This is a genomic window from Microcoleus sp. AT8-B5 (assembly GCF_036705565.1).
Classification (GTDB): Bacteria; Cyanobacteriota; Cyanobacteriia; order Cyanobacteriales; family Microcoleaceae; genus Microcoleus.
Genome location: NZ_JAUBUY010000002.1, coordinates 22311 through 39877, shown reverse-complemented (window position 1 = coordinate 39877; position 17567 = coordinate 22311). Strand labels below are relative to the sequence as shown.

The window sequence follows — 17567 nt, the reverse complement described above, 5'->3', positions numbered from 1 at the left end:
CGCTAAGCTGAGAATTAAAATATACTTGCCCCCCCATTTATGAAATTTCGAGCTATCAGCCTTTTTTTTGCTACTTGCCTAATCGGAATTTTTAGTTTGGTATTCACTCCACCTGCTTGGGCTTTGACGCAGATTAAACTTTCAGACCTTTCTTATCGCGAATGTCCGGCAGAAATGGGAGAAGGAACAGTCACCAGCGGCAGTTCTATGGAAGCTACCTGCTTTTTGATTACTGGGAAAGCTGAAAATAGCACCGGCAAACCAGTTGTCAATGCCGATATTTTCGGCCGCATTTATGATGCTGACGACAATCCGGTGATGCAAAACCGGACTCGGTTGGGTTCTATAGAAGAAGTTCCTCCCGGAGTTAGCGATTTTCAGCTCAGAATTTCCGTTGCCGCCAATCAACGAACACCTTTGAAGCTCAAGCAATTTAAAGCTACAGGTTTTACTGGCGTGGTTCGCCGCTAACGAAACTCTTGGAGATTTTGGGTTGGCTGCCGATGAAATTGCGATGCAGTTTTCGATTTTCGATTGTTGAGCGGCCGGCAATTTCTCATTTCTAATTTACGATAAACTCCCCAGCTTTTCAACCGGGGAGTTAATCTAAAAATGTCAAATCTAAAATTTAGTTGCCGGCGGCTAGGTCTGCCAAACAATTTACGCTCGATGCTGAAAAACTTAAGCTTTTCCAACTACAAAGATGTTTGCAGGCTGGTCAAAAGACCGATCAAGAATTCCGAGCCGAATTGCAGTACAAAAAACGCAATTAGTGGTGAAAAGTCAATCCCTCCCAAGGGGGGGATAATCGAGCGGAATAGATTGAGGTAAGGGTCTGTTAACTGACTCAAAATTGAAAACGGGGGGTCGTACCAATTGATGTTAGGGAACCAGCTTAACAGCACCCGAATAATCATCAGGGCTACATAGATTTGCAGAAATGTGGACAGCGTGGTTGCCAAAAGGCCTAGGGAATAACTCATATATTCTCGTTGAAGTTTGAGTAAAGTTTACAGACACTTTAACTTAAAGTTTAGCATAGGTCGGGGAGAGGGGGAGCATGAGGCTGTTTACGGGCGGGCTAGAAGAGTAACGACCCACAATAAAATTCACTCTTGGCTTCACAGGCCCGAAAGGCCTGTTAAGCGAGAATGGTGCAAGATGTCAGTAGCCCCCATCGATCGGCCCGACTAATCTAAAATTTTAAAGGGATTCAGGAGTCTTGGGCGATCGAACCCTCGCTGCCCGACGCCGGCGCGTTGCCGTTTACGTCGCCGAGTTGCAGCCGCACGTCATCTATTGCCTGATTGAGCTGGGCAATTTTATCTTCTAAACTCAGCCTTGCTACTTCCATCCCTTCGGCTTCGAGTTGGCTGGCTTTCCTCTGGCGGATCTTTCTTGTCTTTGCTTCTGAAGGTTCACTCAGCAAAGCTTCAGCAGCGCGCCGCGACAGCACCGCGCCCAAAACGGCACCCACCAAGCCGCCAACTGCGGCTCCGGCAATAAATCCCCCCGTAAAACCCTCTCGATTGCTCATGGCTCAACTCAACAGCGCGATATTTCTTTGATTTGTTTATTTTGACACTCTCCCGGTGAGAAACCGGCAGACGATTTTAGATTTTAGATTTTAGATTTTAGATTGAGATGCCCAGCGCGAAAAATCATCCGCAAAGAGAAAGCCTAATGAGCATCAAGTCGGTTAGTTGTCAGGTAAGGCGAGAATTCCGACTTCCGAGTTAAAGCGGATCATTTCCAAAGATCGATCGCCATACAAATCTTCTATGTGTTCCAAGCAGCACTCGATCGCGAAATCGTTCAATTGGGCCGGCTCAACGCCGTACATTTCCTCAAACACCTCTGAGTCTACCCGACAAAAGCGCGGTCGATCGGCATAAATTCCGCATTCTCTGGTGGTTTTGTCAAAATTGATACACCAACCGTCATCTCCGACTAAGCTCAAATAGAGCGATAATTCGTCTTCTGATAAATACTCGTCTAAGTCTGGGCGCTCTGTTGGGTCGAGGTAACAACAAGCACCGCACTGCTTTACGCAACGCCAAGTAGCCATAGTTTGATTTTAGATTTTAGATTTTAGATTTTAGATTTTAGATTCGGAGCATTATGTGGAAAATGCCAAACTTTAGGAGATTTGGGCTCTTCAAGTATATCAATTGCCAGCGCCGGAGGCCCATATCCCGAAGGGGCGGTTGGATTTGAGATTTGAGATTTGAGATTTGGGAGACTTTCCGGGAAGGGGCATCAAGTCCGCAGTTCCCTGTGACCAAGACTTTCTTCATGTGGTACCCGCCACGTGATTTATCCGTGGAATCAATCCAAAATCGAAAATTGAAAATCCTTGCGTCCCCCGAATTTATCCCTGGGGTCAATCCAAAATCTAAAATCTCAAATCTAAAATCGAATGACTGAGAGGTCGATCGTAGTTTACATTTTGTTGAATTTTGTAAAGTTCCTTAAAAAATATGGTCGATCGCCCGGTAAAATCAGAAGCGGATTTTCTAATGCAACAATCTAGACTTAATCACTACAGTCAGGAGGACAAATGGACTTTATAACCGATCTTTTCAGTGGTATGGGTGGTGTAGACTACCAACTCATTGTTCAGGTAGCTTTACTCGCAGCCGTCGTGCTTTCTGGCCCGATCGTGATTTTTCTCTTGGCAGCTAAAGGCGGCGACCTGTAATTATAGCACGCTAGGCGGCGATCGAGAGTTGGGAGTTTTGAGTTTTAAATTAGGCAAAATTCACAACGCTCGATCGCCAAATTTCCCAGCAGCACGAGCTTTCTTATCAAATACCAAGGGCGTGTTTAGCAGTTTGAATCAAATTCTCAAAAAAAGGTAGAGATACATCGACTTCTCTAGCATCTTTGCGGGAGTTACCTAACAAACCGATGTTTTGTCCGGGTGCAACAGCCAAAACTTGCCCTTGAGAGTTGCGAATTCTCAATTCCTCGATCGAGCCGGCGGGAGACAGACTGCAAGAATAAGTGCGATCGCAATAATCAAACTCAACTTTTCCGAACCTCGGTGGCCTGGAAGTAGCAGCATTTGCCGGTAGCCGAACGCCCAACAATTCTAACTCAACCGATGTCTTGCCATTAAAACTATTTTCCCGCAATCGGTAAGCAAGATCAACCCGCCGAGGCAAAGGAAAATATTCGCCCCAACGCCAAGCAATCGCCTTCACACTAGCCGATACATTTCCATCTTGAGTTGCAGTTAATTTAACGTGACCTCCTTTACCAACAATTTTCTGTTCAGTTATGCAAACATTAGGCGTCCAAAATACAGGAGCCTTATTTTCAATCCCGCAAGGTTCCAGAGCATCAATTTGTCGGTAAAGGTCAAGATTAATCTCAGCCAAATCTGCTCGCACGTCAACTGAAACCAGCGGTTTTAAGTGTTCCGGCTGCAAACATTGATTGGCAAAAATTGACAATTGGCTGCGGAATTGTTCGATATTCTCAGCAGGCATAGAAAAACCGCCAGCCGCTTTGTGTCCGCCAAATTTAGTTAATAAATCCGCGCAAAAATTCAGCCCATCAAATACATTAAACTCAGGAATTCCCCTCGCCGAACCCCGGACAATTTTAGCGGGCGGGCACGGGGGAACGGAGGAGGATGAGGTTGTAGGGGCGGTGCCCCCGTGCCCGCCCTCATCCTCAAAAGTACCAATAAACACAGGTACGCCGTAGCGTTCCACCAACCGAGAAGCTACAATCCCGATCACCCCGTGGTGCCAACCGGGCTGCACCACAACTAAAACTCGTTCTTGCTGCAAATCGATCGCCTTTTCCTCGCACCAAGCAATTGCTTCCTGCTCAATTTCCTGGCACAACTCCTGCCTGCGCTGATTAATTTGTTCGCACTGCATCGCGTTTTTAAGAGCTAATTCGCGATCGTCCGTAGTCAGCAACTCTATCACAATTTGAGGGTCAGCCAGCCGCCCCACAGCATTAATCCGGGGCCCAAGCCTAAAACCAATATCTTCAGGCTTTAACGAATTTTGAGTAGGGGCGGTGCCCCCGTGCCCGCCCTTGAGTTTTGAGTTGAGAATAGATGAACTTTCCGCACTTCCAGGCTGCACTCCCGCCACCTGAATCAAAGCCTGAATACCCGCCAATTGCGAGTGAGGCAACAGCCGCAAACCCCGCTTTACCCAGCGCCGATTAACTCCAGTCAAAGGTGCTAAATCCGCAATAGTTCCCAACGTGAATAACTCCAGCAGGGGATTTACCAACCCCCCAACTTTCTGCATATCCTGAGCCAAAGTAATAGCCAAAACATAAGCCACGCCTACGCCAGCTAAACCGCGATAAGGTGAAGATTCCGCGATTAATTTCGGGTTGAGAATAGCATCAGCCGGCGGCAGTTTTGGCGGCAAATCATGGTGGTCTGTAATAATAACTTTGACACCGAGTTCTCGTGCCCTGGAAACCGGGCCGTAGGCTGCAATTCCGTTGTCAACCGTGAGAATGAGAGCGACACCTTCCGAGTGAAATTCTTCTACAATGCGATCGTTAATCCCATAACCTTCTCGCATCCGGCTCGGAATAGCATAATCCACATTCGCCCCCAGAACCCTGAGAGCGCGTAACAACAAAGCCGTGCTCGTCATCCCGTCAGCATCGTAGTCGCCGCAAATCGCAATTTTTTGCCCTCCCGAAATCGCCTCCCGCAACAATTTGACACTCGCAGCCAAATCTGGAAACTCATCCATTGGCGCCGGCAAAACCAGAGATTCCGGTTCGATAAACCCTTGCACTTCTTTAACCGAATCGATGCCCCGGTTAATCAGCACCTGGGCCAGCAAAGGCGACAAACTGATTTCAGTGGCAAACTGTTCGGCTTGCTGTGTTTGAGGCGAATAAATTTGCCACCGTTGGTTTGGCAATCGGTGAAAATGCGGGGGCACAGATGTCGGTAGCTCTTGCACGGAAGCTGAGGTTTAAAGATACATGATTAATCTTACCGAATTAAGTGCCTCAGTCAATCAATTTTAGATTTTAGGTTTTAGGTTTTAGATTTTAGATTGATGCTGATGAGTTTTTTGGGTAAAATCCAAAGGTTGTTTGTAGGAAAGCTTTTTTCGGAAGCTCTCACCGCACCCAAATAGGGATCAAAGCCCTGCCAACAGTCATGGAGACCAAAAAATTTTAGACCAAAGTTCAAACGCCCCAGATTTATCTGTGGAGTCAATCTAAAATCTCGAATCTCAAATCGACTGGTGGGAGCCGAAGAAATAAGTGTAGCAGGCAGTTGTGCCGCCCGTGCTAGGGCGAGGCTAATTTAATTTAATGAGGAGACTTGCATGAGAGACGATCGACCACCTTGGTTTAAAATGGCATTACAGGTTCGGGGGTCTGTCATTCTCTCAATTTTGCCCCGCGTTTTGCTGTGCGGCGGCTTTGGAGTTTTTATTTCCCTACTGCACTTTTTTAAGTGGCCAGTTTCCTTACCAATTTTGTCGAGTATTGTACCCAGTATAGTCCTGGGTCTACTATTAGTTTTTCGGACAAATACAGCCTACGAAAGATTTTGGGACGGCCGAAAAATGTGGGGAACTTTAGTCAACAACGTCCGCAATTTGGCGCGCCAAATCTGGGTAGCAATTGAGGAAAAAGACCCGCAGGATATCGAACTCAAAAAGTCAGTCCTGCGCCTGTTACCCGCCTTTGCAGTGGCCCTAAAACTGCATTTGCGGCAAGAATCAGTCAATCCAGAGTTGGAGCCGTTAATGTCCCCAGCGCACTACCACAAGCTCAAATCAATGAACAATCCGCCTCTAGAAATTGCCTTTTGGATTGAGGATTACTTGCACGAGCAGTACGAGCGCAATTGCCTCGATGTTTATCAGTTAACTGGTATGAATGAGTTGCTCAACTCTATGATTGATGTATTAGGTGGCTGCGAGCGGATTTTGAAGACGCCTATCCCTTTGGCTTACGCGATTCACCTGAAACAACTATTGTTGCTTTACTGTTTAGCCCTCCCCTTTCAAATGGTGAAAGATTTGGGTTGGGGAACCGGCTTAGTTGTGGCTTTAATTAGTTTTACTTTGTTCGGCATCGAAGAAATCGGCATTGAAATAGAAAATCCCTTCGGGCACGATGACAATGATTTGCCTTTGGACAATATTTGTGCTGCCATGCAGCGCAATATCGACGATTTAATTTCTTTATCTCCTAGCGTTCACGAACACGTGAAAGATAAGTAGAGTCATTCGATTTTAGATTTTAGATTTTAGATTGGTACATAAAATCTAAAATCTAAAAGCTTCGGATTAATTTTTTTTAACAATCAACCGCATTAACCCCGCTAATACTAACAATACAGGTGTCAGCCAATCTCCCCACCGCACGTAAAAAGTCCGAGTTTGCCGCCGATAGATAGTAGCATCTCGGACTTCATAGGTATTAATCCCAGACTTCCAAACCGTCTCGCCGCGAGGATTTACAAAAGCAGAGTAACCCGTATTAGTTGCGATAACTGCCCATCTATCCGTCTCAATTGCCCGCATCACATCTAGAGCGTGATGTTGATCCAACATGGGCGGTTTGTAGTGGGCATTGTTGGAAGCTGTGAGCATAAATTCGCCTCCATTCGCCGCCTGATATCGGAAAATTTCCGCAAAGGCCGAATCGTAACAAATTCCGACAATGGCGCGGCCAAACGGCGTATCAAACAATTGTTGAGAATTGCCGGGTACTAAATGAGCATCTAAGGGCGAAAGTCGATTAATAATCCCGCCTAAGATTTCGTAAAAAGGGATATATTCGCCTAAAGGCACTAGCTTTAGTTTATCGTAGCGGCCGACAATTTCTCCAGTGCGATCGATCGCCAATAAGCTGTTAGTGATACTATTATCTTGCTGTCCGAATCCTCCAACCCAAGCCACAACGCCGCGTTCGAGAATAGCTTGGTAAAAGGAAAGAGTAGAACGCTGATACTCGTTTGTCCAGATAAAAGGCAAAGCTGTCTCTGGAATTAACACAGCATCGACTTTTCTGTCGGCTAACTGTTTGTATCCAGTGGTGTAACCTTCTAAAGCGCGCCCCCAACCCGCTGAGTCAAACTTAATCTCGTTAGGAATATTGCCTTGAATAATGCCAATTTTTAATGATGTTCCCGCCTCTTGAATTAAAAGCCGATTGTACAAACTCCAGCCTGCAATATGCAAAACTAAAAATAAACCCGCAGGCAAAATATAAGCAACCGACTTCTTCCCTCGGACTTCTCCCTTCTTACCTCGGACTCTCTCCTGCTTCCATCCATCCGTTACATCCGTTACATCCGTTACACAATCCGTTGCCGAACTTCCTTCTTCCTTCTTCCTTCTTCCTTCAATAAAAGCTTCTGCGATTAAGCCATTTACTGCTACAATAGCCGCTGTTACTGCGCTGGGCCCGGAGAGTTGACCGAGGTGCAATATTGCTAAATTGTGCGGGCTTTGCGTGTAAGATAGTGATGTCCACCACAGCGAACCTGTACTCCAAATACTTTCTAAGGCACACCACAAAGCTGTGCCAATTAAAACGCGAGTTAATGCTGAAAATTTAGAGCTACCCCCCCCTGCCCCCCCTTGTAAAGGGGGGGAGTTAAGAAGAATAAGATCGGAGCTACCCCCCCCAGCCCCCCCTTGTAAAGGGGGGGAGTTAGGAATAGGATTTTTGCTGGGTAAAGTGAGGGAGTTGAGAATTACAAATAGCCACGCCCAAACGGCGACTAAGGCTGCTCCCCAGAGGGTGATGAATGCCCAGCAAAAAAGTGCGATCGCCAAACTCGGCCACCAAGGAACTCCCAACCAAGTCATCGGGTGAATTCCCATAATCCAAGATAAAGCTAATCCGTGATAGCCAATTCCCCAGAGTGAAGGAAGAAGGAAGTTCGGCAACGGATTCTGTAACGGATGTAACGGATGGATTTTGAGGAAAGAAGGAAGAAAGAGAAATTTTTGTTTTTGTTGTTCTATTTTTGGCTTTTGATAACTGACAACCAAAACCCACAGCGGAGCTAATGCTACCCAAGCCAATAGCCAAGCATTTACTGGTGCGGTTGTCAATGCCATCAAAATGCCGCTGAAAAGTGGGATCGCCCAGGCTAATGTTTTTGATTTATGAACCACGAGTTTTTCAAATTTGTGCCTGTTAAATATCGCCACTTTGATGCTTGCCAAAAATAATAATTCTTAATCAATATATCAGATCGATCGGGAAGAAGGGAGTTTGGCAACGAGCAGTGTACGGAATTTAACGGATTTAATGAATTTAACTCACATTTTGCACCCTTCTCAAGAACAGGCTTTTCGGCCTGTTCCACAAAGAGTTAGTTTTCTTGTGGAACAGGCCGAAAAGCCTGTTCCTAAACAATTAATTGAGAATGGTGCAACATCTCAGATTTAACGGATTTAACCGAAAAAAATCTCTCAAATTCTACTTGCTCAAACAAAAAGCGCCCCTATTTCTAGGAGCGCTTTTTGTTAAATCAAAAGCTAAATTTAGCCGTTGATGGAAGGAGCAACCATTGCTACTGGGGTGACTTCACCGGCAGCCAAGTCGAGAGGGAAGTTGTGAGCGTTGCGCTCGTGCATTACTTCCATACCCAGGTTAGCGCGGTTGATGACATCAGCCCAAGTGTTGATGACGCGACCTTGCGAGTCGATAATCGATTGGTTGAAGTTGAAACCGTTGAGGTTAAACGCCATCGTGGAAATACCCAAAGCGGTAAACCAGATGCCGACAACAGGCCATGCACCTAACAAGAAGTGCAGAGAACGGCTGTTGTTAAAGCTCGCGTATTGGAAAATCAAACGACCGAAGTAGCCGTGGGCTGCAACGATGTTGTAGGTTTCTTCTTCTTGACCGAATTTGTAACCGTAGTTCAAAGATTCAGTTTCGGTTGTTTCGCGAACCAAGCTAGAGGTAACAAGAGAACCGTGCATGGCGGAGAACAGAGCACCGCCGAAGACACCAGCTACTCCCAACATATGGAAGGGGTGCATCAGGATGTTGTGCTCGGCTTGGAACACGATCATGAAGTTGAAGGTGCCGGAGATACCCAAGGGCATACCGTCAGAAAAGCTGCCTTGTCCGATCGGGTAAATCAAGAATACTGCGGTGGCTGCTGCAACAGGTGCAGAGTAAGCGACGCAGATCCAAGGACGCATACCTAAGCGGTAGGACAGTTCCCATTCACGACCCATGTAGCAGAAAATGCCAATCAGGAAGTGAAATACTACCAATTGGTAGGGGCCGCCGTTGTACAACCATTCGTCTAAGGAAGCAGCTTCCCAGATGGGATAGAAGTGAAGCCCGATCGCATTCGATGAAGGCACAACAGCACCAGTAATGATGTTGTTGCCGTACATCAAGGAACCAGCTACTGGTTCGCGGATGCCGTCGATGTCCACTGGAGGAGCAGCGATGAAGGCGATGATGTAGCAGATGGTGGCACTCAGCAAGGTGGGAATCATCAAGACGCCGAACCAACCGATGTAAATCCGGTTTTCAGTGCTTGTGACCCATTCACAAAAGCGTTCCCAAACGTTGCCGCTTTCGCGACGCTGTACGGTTGTTGTCATTTGGTTTATGATGGCTTAATTGAATTTTCAAGGTTCATTGTGGGGATGTCCCACGCTTATATTAGTAACACCATTCACTAAAGTTTGCCAAGGGATTTCTGCTGACAATTCAAAAATTTTACAAACTTTTACAAAAATTTGATTATTAGTAAATATTTGTAGTTTTTTACAAAGTAAAATTACACACCAAACGAGTTAAATACAGCGGTCAGAAGAACTGAATCTATTGTCTGTAGCTTGGTTCAGCAGCTCCATCAAATTATTTTTGTTCAGGTCGATTCTCTTTCTATTTAAATATCTCTTAATTAGGTCTGGGGGAGAGGATTTTTAATATTTATTCACATATACCCGGTGGATTCTGCGAGGGTAAATTTTTATCGGGAGAATACTGACAACCGGGTTTCTAGTGCGGGCTGCATTCTCAATAAGAGCCAATCAACCGGGTTTATTGACGAAAAAAGAAACCCGGTTTCTGAGGCGCTTGGCAAGAGAAATCAACCGAGTTTCTGAGGATGAGTCCGCAATTTCTGGGTAAAAATTAGGCTTTAGCCTGGAGGCCAGTTCATCTGCCGACCGCCGAGAATGTGAAGGTGCAGGTGGTATACAGTTTGACCGCCGTCGCTGCCGCTATTAATGACGACGCGATAGCCGTTGCTAAGTCCGAGTTGTTCTGCTACGCGCTTGACAGTCAGCAGCAAGTGCCCCATGAGAGCATGATCTTCCGACTCGGCATCGGCTAATTTGGCAATAGGCTGTTTGGGAATGACGAGGATGTGGACGGGCGCTTGCGGATTGATATCTCTGAAGGCGAGGGCCAAGTCGTCCTCATAAACGATGTCTGCGGGAATCTCTTTGCGGATGATTTTGCTGAAAAGCGTTTCTTGAGTTGTCATGGGTGTTAACGAAGTTCGGCAACGAGCACTGTACAAGATGTAACGGATGTAACGGATGTCGGGAAGAGGGAAGAGGGAAGACTTAGCAGGAGAGAAGGAAGATCAGAAAAAGAAGAGGCAAGGAAAAGTTTTTCTTGCCTCTTCCGATATTCATTAGTCATTGTTAATCATAATAGATGATGAATCAAGGACAGGCAAATTAAGGATAAAGAAAAATGCTTGCTAGGGTTTGGAGTGCATCGATCGTTGGAATTGACGCGGTAAAGGTTGGTGTTGAGGCTGATGTGTCAGGCGGGCTACCGAAAATTGTGGTTGTGGGATTGCCCGATTCTGCGGTGCAAGAAGCTAAAGAAAGGGTTAAGGCTACGCTGAAAAATTCGGGATATGCTTTTCCGATGCGGAGTATTGTGATTAATTTGACTCCGGCGGATTTGCGGAAGGAGGGGCCGAGTTTTGATTTGCCGATCGCCATTGGCATTTTAGCAGCATCAGAACAAGTCAGCGGTCAACTTTTAGGAGATTATTTGTTTTTAGGGGAACTTTCTTTAGATGGGAGTTTACGGCCTGTGGCTGGGGTTTTGCCGATCGCCGCTGCTGCTCAAAAAATGGGTATTTCAGGATTAGTTGTACCGGCTGGTAACGCGCAGGAAGCGGCTTTGGTGCACGGAATATCTGTTTATGGTTTTGAGAATATTTTTGCAGTTACTGATTTTTTGAACAATCCTGAAGTTTATTCGCCTGTCGAAGTAAACGGTCGAGAAGAGTTAGCTAAAACGCGGTTTTCGGGTTTAGATTTAAAGGATGTAAAGGGGCAAATTCACGCGCGGCGGGCTTTGGAAATTGCGGCGGCGGGGGGACACAATTTAATTTTTGTGGGGCCGCCAGGGAGCGGTAAGACGATGTTGGCGAGGCGTTTGCCTGGTATTTTGCCGCCGCTGACTTTTGATGAAGCTTTGGATGTAACTCAGATTCATTCGGTGGCTGGGTTGTTGAAGGATAAGGGAAGCTTGGTGGGCGATCGGCCTTTTCGCAGTCCTCACCATTCGGCATCTGGCCCTTCTTTGGTAGGTGGCGGCAGTTTTCCCCGTCCGGGTGAAATTTCTTTAGCACACCGCGGCATTCTTTTTTTGGATGAATTAACTGAGTTTAAAAGAGATGTTTTGGAGTTTTTGCGGCAACCACTGGAAGATGGTTATGTGACGATTTCTCGGACTAGACAATCGGTGATGTTTCCGGCTCAATTCACTTTAGTTGCAAGTACGAATCCTTGCGCTTGCGGTTATTACGGGGATTCGATTCAACAGTGTACTTGTTCGCCGCAAAAGAGGGAGCAATATTGGGCAAAACTTTCGGGGCCTTTGATGGATCGGATTGATTTGCAAGTGGCCGTAAATCGTTTGAAACCCGAAGAAATTACGCGACAGCCGACGGGGGAGGAGTCGGAACCGGTGCGGGTGAGAGTACAGCGGGCGCGAGAGCTCGCAACTCGCCGTTTTCAGTCGGAATCTAGTTTGCGCTGTAATGCGGAAATGCAAAGCAGTCACATTAACAGATGGTGTCAGTTGGATGATGCTTCTCGGAATTTATTGGAGATGGCGATTCGGAAGTTGGGGCTTTCGGCGAGGGCTAGCGATCGCATTTTGAAGGTTGCTAGAACTATTGCTGATTTGTCGGGGGATGAAAGCTTGAAAACGAATCATGTGGCGGAGGCGGTGCAGTATCGGACGATCGATCGAATGCAGTAAGTCAATCGATTTTAGATTTTAGATTTTAGATTTTAGATTTTAGAGGCGACCCCACGGATAAATGCTCTTTCTGGAGGATTTTCGATTTTCGATTTGGGATTGATTCCACGGATAAATCACGTGGCGGGTACCACATGAAGAAATTCGCTTGTCAGCAGCGGCTCAAAAGACACAATCCCCCGATCCCCGACTTCTTAAAGAAGTTGGGTATTTAACAGTTGATTCGGCGATTTAAATTGCTTCTAAACATACGAAGTCGCAGCAGAGGGGGACGAAGGGATTGAGGGGGTATTGAAGCTCGATTGATGTTGTCCCATTATTTAATTGAGCCACTGAAACGCCCCGATGTTCCCATGTTTATTGTCTGATTTTGTGCTGCATGGTGCCAGTATCACTTGTGACCGAAAGCATCCAGGATACCCGCCACGTGATTCATCCGTGGAGAAATCAAAAACGTGTATCCGATAAGCAAGCCCCCGAATTTATCTCGCGCAAGTCAATGCTTCAATCTAAAATCTAAAATCTAAAATCTAAAATCGATTGACAGTTGCGTAAGTTCTGTTAGTGTTAGATTGGGGGAGGTCACAGCAAACCAAGGCAGCAGTTAAAGTGGCGAGCGAGGAAGCTTTAGACCAACTGCCCGAAAGCTAATCAACTGAAGTTTATCAGCACGTCTAGGAATCTTATTCTGAGGCCACACGCAGTATTTAGACCACCGCAGCTTGAAGCTGGTGTCAATGCCACCCACCCACAGCTTTTGTCAAAAATCCCTCATAATTTCCTCAAAAATTCATCAAGTTTTTACCCACTTTTTGTCATTTTTACTGTAATTTATGATACCGATCGCCCAAGTTGCCCGAATCTCCACAACGGCAGAATTTTTAATACTTAATTTCTCTCCCTCGCTCTCCCTCGCTCTCCCTCGCTCTTCCTCGCTCTTCCTCTTTCCCTCGCCCCCTCTCCCTGTTTCACCCTAAAATTTGAAATTTTTGAGTGACGAATTATGGCACGATCGCAGCGCGTTTTGATACCATGCAATCAAGCGCAAGACAATCAGGGAATGCACTGGAGGTGTGTAAATGGAGCTTTTGGCAGAACAAAAACGGTGCTTGGATTGCTTGGTAAGCTCGATCGAGCAATTGGGAGGTCAAGTAGACATTCCCAAGCTGGAGCAGATAGCTGAGCTAATTATTCAAACGATGAGAGGGCCTTGGCGCTACTTTCACACGTCGGAACACATTTTTGAGGTCGGGGGGTCAGTCGATCCGATCGAGGTGCTGGCTGCCCTGTTTCACGACCTCGTGTACGTGCAAGTCGATCAGGGGGTTAGTTTCAATATTAGCAGCGCCCTTTGTCCTTTTGTCAAAGAAGTGCGATCGCAGTTAGTTATTAGAGATGAAACCGAACTGCCCGACGATGCCATGTATCACCTAGTGGCCTCAGTATTTGGGTTTATTCCCGGCAAGACTCTCTCTCCGTTTGGCGGCCAAAACGAATTTTTGAGTGCCGTTATTGCTGCCAAATCTTTGGAGCCTTTTTTGCCAGCTAGTACGATCGCCGAAATCGCCGCTTGCATCGAAGCTACTATCCCTTTTCGCCCCGTTTCGCCCAGCGGTTTGAGTGCGATCGAACTTTTGTACCAGCGTTTAGCAAGTGCAAATCGCGATTTTAACTTGGGATGGAGCGATGCCCAAACCTTAGAAATTGTCAAGCGTGCAGTCAGGTTAGCAAATAGAGATGTCGAGAATTTTGCATCTCCAAATTCCTCTAATTTCTTAGACAATACCTGGAATTTGATGCCAGAAACCAACCACGAATTGACCAATGTTAATTCCTATACTGTTGCCGGATATCGCAGGTCTCTGCAAAAAATGGAAGGATTTTTGAACTTCCTCAAACCCGAGCTGGTTTTCCAGCAGTTTATGCAAGAGCCGGACGATGCAACCTACGCTAACCTGATTGCCCGAACTCGCAAAAATATCGAAGTTGCTAAACTTTATCTGGGTATCAAGCTAATTACCATCGCCATTTTAGAAGCTCTTTCCTACCGCTTGGGGCGCGATATTCCGCTTTCTACTATGATGGGAGAATTGCGCGCACCCGGATTTAAGACCTCAGTTTTGGAGGATTACTTGCCCAACAAACAGATTGCCTACCCATTAGAAACTCAGTTGGAAAAAGAGGTTTTAAATTTGTTAGCAATAGGACGAAATCAAGAATCTCCCTATGATATTAAAAACTCTCCCGTAGCTACGTTTATTATCAAATCTATCGGTTTTGCTGAAACTGAAAACTTTTTGAAGAAAGCTCAAGAGTTTTTTGCCGGTCATATTTCCTCGGAAGAGTTTCTCTCTTACTGTTCTCCCGATGTCATCGAGACCATCTCCTCCGGGGTGATGAAACTATTTGACAGCAGAAAGACGGCTTTAGGGAAAGTTAAATTAGTTCACCAAACAGTTTCTTAGGATAGATTGGCAAAATCTTAAAACGTTTTCCATCGCAGAAACCTGGTTTTTTGAGTTCAGCCACAATGTGCGGTTAGTCTGAGATGTTGCATTATTCTCGCTTAACAGGCTTTCGAGCCTGTTCCACAACAAGTGCATTTTCTTGTGGGGAGTAGGGGTTGGGCAGGATATCCCGCCTATAGCAGGCTTATTGATAATGGTGCAAGATTTCACTTTAAACCCTAAAAAAAGTCCTCTTTAACTAATATGTTGCACCATTATCAATAAGCCTTTTATGAACAGGCTTTTCGGCCTGTTCCACAAGAAAATTTATATTTTGTGGAACAGGCCGAAAAGCCTGTTAAGCGAGAATGGTGCCAGATATCAGCTTTAAAGGACTTTAGCTATGAGTCTGGGGTTTGAACCCGTAGCGGACTAATTCGACATCAAACTTTTATTGTGGTGAACCAGTCGCACCCTCTGCGCCGGAGTTGCTATTAGGTACAGCCGTATCCGTAGGATTAGAATCGCTCTGGCTTTCCGTATTAGTTTGGCCACTGGTACCTGCTCCAGAAGCACCATCATCTTGAGTTGGAGATGGAGTAGCTGAACTCTCAGGTGCTGGAGTTGTTGGAGTGGAATCTGGCTCATTCTGCGGAGTCGGAACCGTAGTATTGGTATTATTTGACGGCGAAGATGGAGACGGCGCTGCTTCCTGAGCGGGTGCATCTTGCTGCTGTGAATTTGGAATTGTAATATTGATATTGGGAGCCGGACTTGCTTGAGGAGCCGGAGTTGCGTTTTGAGCTGGACTTGGTTGAGGATCAGGCGTAGGGTTTTGAGCTGGAGATGGTTGAACCGGAACCGGAACAATCTTTTGAATGATCGTTTTTTCTCTCTCTATAGTCCGAGTCGGAGCTGGTGTTGCTGAAGGCTGATTCGCTTTCGGTACAACAATCACAGGAGCAGAAGCCGGAGTAGGAGCCTCCTCACTCCGATTGAAGTAATATACACTGCCCAGAACTAAGCCTGCCAAAGAAGCAAGAAGAATTCCTAACAGTAACCCGCGACCAGCATTCTCATTATCGCGGACTTCTTGGACTCCAAGTTGGCGGTGATTTTCCGCCATTTGACCCTGTACATAACCTTGGTGATGAGCTGCTTCTTTAGAAGCCTTCCCCGTTGTACTCGGAACACTTGTAGTGGTTCGCGTTGTACTGACGTGACCGTTAGTTGCATCGGTGTGAACTTCTTGATGAATTTCACGGCTAGAGCTATTTTCTTCGTTAGGTTTCATAATTATCTTGCCACAACTATTCAAAAAATATTGTCTGTAGGAGATGCCCTGGTTTGAAAACTTGAGCTAAGCTGTTGAGCATTTAAATCACTTATTTCGATTTACCGTCAAGATTCAGGTGTAAGCGTTGGGTGTTTGGCTCATGAGTTTAATTGCTTAACAGCTTTTAGCTTAGGGAGTTTAGAGAACTTTTGGTTTTTCCTTCATTTGTATCCAATGTAACTCGTTAAGGTATTAACCAGGCTCTACCCTCAGAGTGATTCCCAAGTCCCCAAAGGCATAGAATTAGCCGTACTTCAACAAAGAATATCGGCTAAATGAGTGATTTATAATGCTTGCGGTGCAAGCATATAGCAATCCTTGCAGGAGTCGTGATTTTTTACGACTCCTGCAAGGATTGCTATAGTAGTTGTAGGTTGGGTTGAGGAACGAAACCCAACTTGTTACTTTCACAGAGAGTTGGGTTTTGCTTAGCTCAACGCAACCTAGGAATAAGTACATAAATGACCGATCGCACTAAAGACAATTACCCACCGATTTGAGACATGGTGCGACTGTAATTTCCTTGAGTAGTTCCCGAATCCCGCTGTTTGAAATTAATTTCCGGTTTCATCTCTAATATGTGCCGCACTCGATCGCGCAATTCAACCGTAGACACCCCATTCCGCAAAGCAGTTTTCAAGTCAATTTGCCCGGTTTCGTTCAGCAGACAAGGCCGCAGCCACCCGTCAGCAGACAAACGCATCCGGTTGCAGCGATCGCAAAAACACTCGGACATTTGGCTGATAAATCCTAAAGTGCCCTTCGCCCCCGGAATTTGAAACACATCCGCCGGCCCATTTCCGCGAACACCCGACTCCGCTAACCCGTATTTGTCGCTAATTCGTTGCCGCAATTCGGCTGAGGCTACCCAACCCTTATCGCCAAATAAATCCCCATTGCCGATCGGCATAAACTCAATAAAACGAACGTGCCAATTCCGGTTAATAGTTAACGCCGCTAAATCCAATATTTCGCCGTCATTCACACCGGGAATTACCACAACATTCAGTTTCAGCGGGTCAAATCCTGCGTGATAAGCCGCTTGAATTCCCTCCCAAACCTGCGTCCATCGCGATCGTCCCCGACTGCCAATTATCTTATCAAAAGTCTCCGGTTCCAGCGAATCCAAACTAATATTAATCCGGCGCAAACCAGCATCGTAGAGATTTTGGGCCATTCCCGCCAGCAAAAAGCCATTAGTTGTCATTGACAAATCTCGCGTTTCCGGCAAAGATGCGATCGACCTTACCAAATCCACCACCCCAGGGCGCAGCAGCGGTTCCCCACCCGTCAACCGAAACTTGGTAAATCCCACGGGTATAAAAACTTCCCGCAGCAGAGTTAGCAATTCCGAGTGAGTTAACAACTGCTGCTGCAATACATAGTCCAACTCACTACCTTCCGGCATACAGTAGAGACAGCGGAAGTTGCAGCGGTCTATCAAGCTAATCCGAAGGTAGTCTACGGTATCCATGTCAATAGTTTGTAATATTATTTAATTATAAATGCTGACTCGATTTTCTGCAATTATTGATAGAAAGCAAAAA

Annotated in this window: 15 protein-coding genes; 6 read left to right on the top strand and 9 right to left on the bottom strand. The window is 46.1% G+C overall.

What is annotated here, in order from left to right:
• Window positions 1-39: 39 nt before the first annotated feature.
• Entirely contained in the window at window positions 40-471 is a 432-nt protein-coding gene (locus QUB39_RS01610; RefSeq protein WP_190657424.1) for a hypothetical protein, read from the top strand.
• A 224-nt stretch (window positions 472-695) separates the two neighbouring features.
• On the opposite strand, the gene QUB39_RS01605 is transcribed toward QUB39_RS01610, so the two are convergent.
• The 3 genes from QUB39_RS01605 to QUB39_RS01595 form a co-directional block, all read right to left on the bottom strand.
• A complete protein-coding gene (locus QUB39_RS01605; protein WP_333054509.1) occupies window positions 696-983 on the bottom strand; it encodes a YggT family protein in 288 nt (95 codons plus the stop codon).
• A 230-nt stretch (window positions 984-1213) separates the two neighbouring features.
• Window positions 1214-1537, bottom strand: a complete 324-nt coding sequence (locus QUB39_RS01600; protein ID WP_333054510.1) for a hypothetical protein — start codon at window positions 1535-1537, stop codon at window positions 1214-1216.
• A 162-nt stretch (window positions 1538-1699) separates the two neighbouring features.
• Complete coding sequence (locus tag QUB39_RS01595; protein WP_333054511.1) at window positions 1700-2068, bottom strand: YkgJ family cysteine cluster protein; 369 nt, start codon at window positions 2066-2068, stop codon at window positions 1700-1702.
• Window positions 2069-2560: 492 nt separating this feature from the next.
• Here QUB39_RS01595 and psb30 point away from each other — a divergent pair, with 492 nt between their 5' ends.
• Window positions 2561-2701 (top strand): photosystem II reaction center protein Ycf12/Psb30, encoded by a 141-nt coding sequence (psb30, locus tag QUB39_RS01590; RefSeq protein ID WP_333054512.1) that lies wholly within the window; start codon window positions 2561-2563, stop codon window positions 2699-2701.
• Between the two features lie 106 nt (window positions 2702-2807).
• Here the strand turns inward: psb30 and QUB39_RS01585 are convergent, their stop codons facing one another.
• Window positions 2808-4955: a DHH family phosphoesterase gene (locus tag QUB39_RS01585; protein ID WP_333210189.1), complete on the bottom strand. Its 2148-nt coding sequence runs from the start codon at window positions 4953-4955 to the stop codon at window positions 2808-2810.
• A gap of 375 nt (window positions 4956-5330) precedes the next feature.
• On the opposite strand from QUB39_RS01585, the gene QUB39_RS01580 reads away from it, so the two are divergent.
• Window positions 5331-6236 (top strand): bestrophin family ion channel, encoded by a 906-nt coding sequence (locus QUB39_RS01580; protein ID WP_333054515.1) that lies wholly within the window; start codon window positions 5331-5333, stop codon window positions 6234-6236.
• Between the two features lie 66 nt (window positions 6237-6302).
• On the opposite strand, the gene lnt is transcribed toward QUB39_RS01580, so the two are convergent.
• On the bottom strand, window positions 6303-8180 hold the full coding sequence (lnt, locus tag QUB39_RS01575; RefSeq protein WP_333210222.1) for an apolipoprotein N-acyltransferase: 1878 nt from the start codon (window positions 8178-8180) through the stop codon (window positions 6303-6305).
• 64 nt (window positions 8181-8244) lie between these two features.
• Here lnt and QUB39_RS01570 point away from each other — a divergent pair, with 64 nt between their 5' ends.
• Window positions 8245-8421: a hypothetical protein gene (locus tag QUB39_RS01570; protein WP_333054517.1), complete on the top strand. Its 177-nt coding sequence runs from the start codon at window positions 8245-8247 to the stop codon at window positions 8419-8421.
• 95 nt (window positions 8422-8516) lie between these two features.
• Here QUB39_RS01570 and psbA read toward each other — a convergent pair whose 3' ends face one another.
• Together psbA and QUB39_RS01560 are read right to left on the bottom strand one after the other, a co-directional pair.
• Entirely contained in the window at window positions 8517-9599 is a 1083-nt protein-coding gene (gene psbA, locus QUB39_RS01565) for a photosystem II q(b) protein (RefSeq protein WP_333160757.1), read from the bottom strand.
• Window positions 9600-10144: 545 nt separating this feature from the next.
• A complete protein-coding gene (locus QUB39_RS01560) occupies window positions 10145-10492 on the bottom strand; it encodes a histidine triad nucleotide-binding protein (RefSeq protein ID WP_333054520.1) in 348 nt (115 codons plus the stop codon).
• Between the two features lie 215 nt (window positions 10493-10707).
• Between QUB39_RS01560 and QUB39_RS01555 the strand changes: the two genes are divergently transcribed.
• A complete protein-coding gene (locus QUB39_RS01555) occupies window positions 10708-12237 on the top strand; it encodes a YifB family Mg chelatase-like AAA ATPase (RefSeq protein ID WP_333054521.1) in 1530 nt (509 codons plus the stop codon).
• Window positions 12238-13316: 1079 nt separating this feature from the next.
• Window positions 13317-14702: a hypothetical protein gene (locus QUB39_RS01550; RefSeq protein WP_333054522.1), complete on the top strand. Its 1386-nt coding sequence runs from the start codon at window positions 13317-13319 to the stop codon at window positions 14700-14702.
• Between the two features lie 433 nt (window positions 14703-15135).
• Here QUB39_RS01550 and QUB39_RS01545 read toward each other — a convergent pair whose 3' ends face one another.
• Both QUB39_RS01545 and moaA read right to left on the bottom strand, forming a co-directional pair.
• Window positions 15136-15978 carry a hypothetical protein gene (locus QUB39_RS01545; RefSeq protein ID WP_333210184.1) on the bottom strand — a complete coding sequence of 281 codons (843 nt, stop codon included), beginning with the start codon at window positions 15976-15978 and terminating at the stop codon, window positions 15136-15138.
• 526 nt (window positions 15979-16504) lie between these two features.
• A complete protein-coding gene (gene moaA, locus QUB39_RS01540) occupies window positions 16505-17494 on the bottom strand; it encodes a GTP 3',8-cyclase MoaA (protein WP_333054525.1) in 990 nt (329 codons plus the stop codon).
• Window positions 17495-17567: the final 73 nt, after the last annotated feature.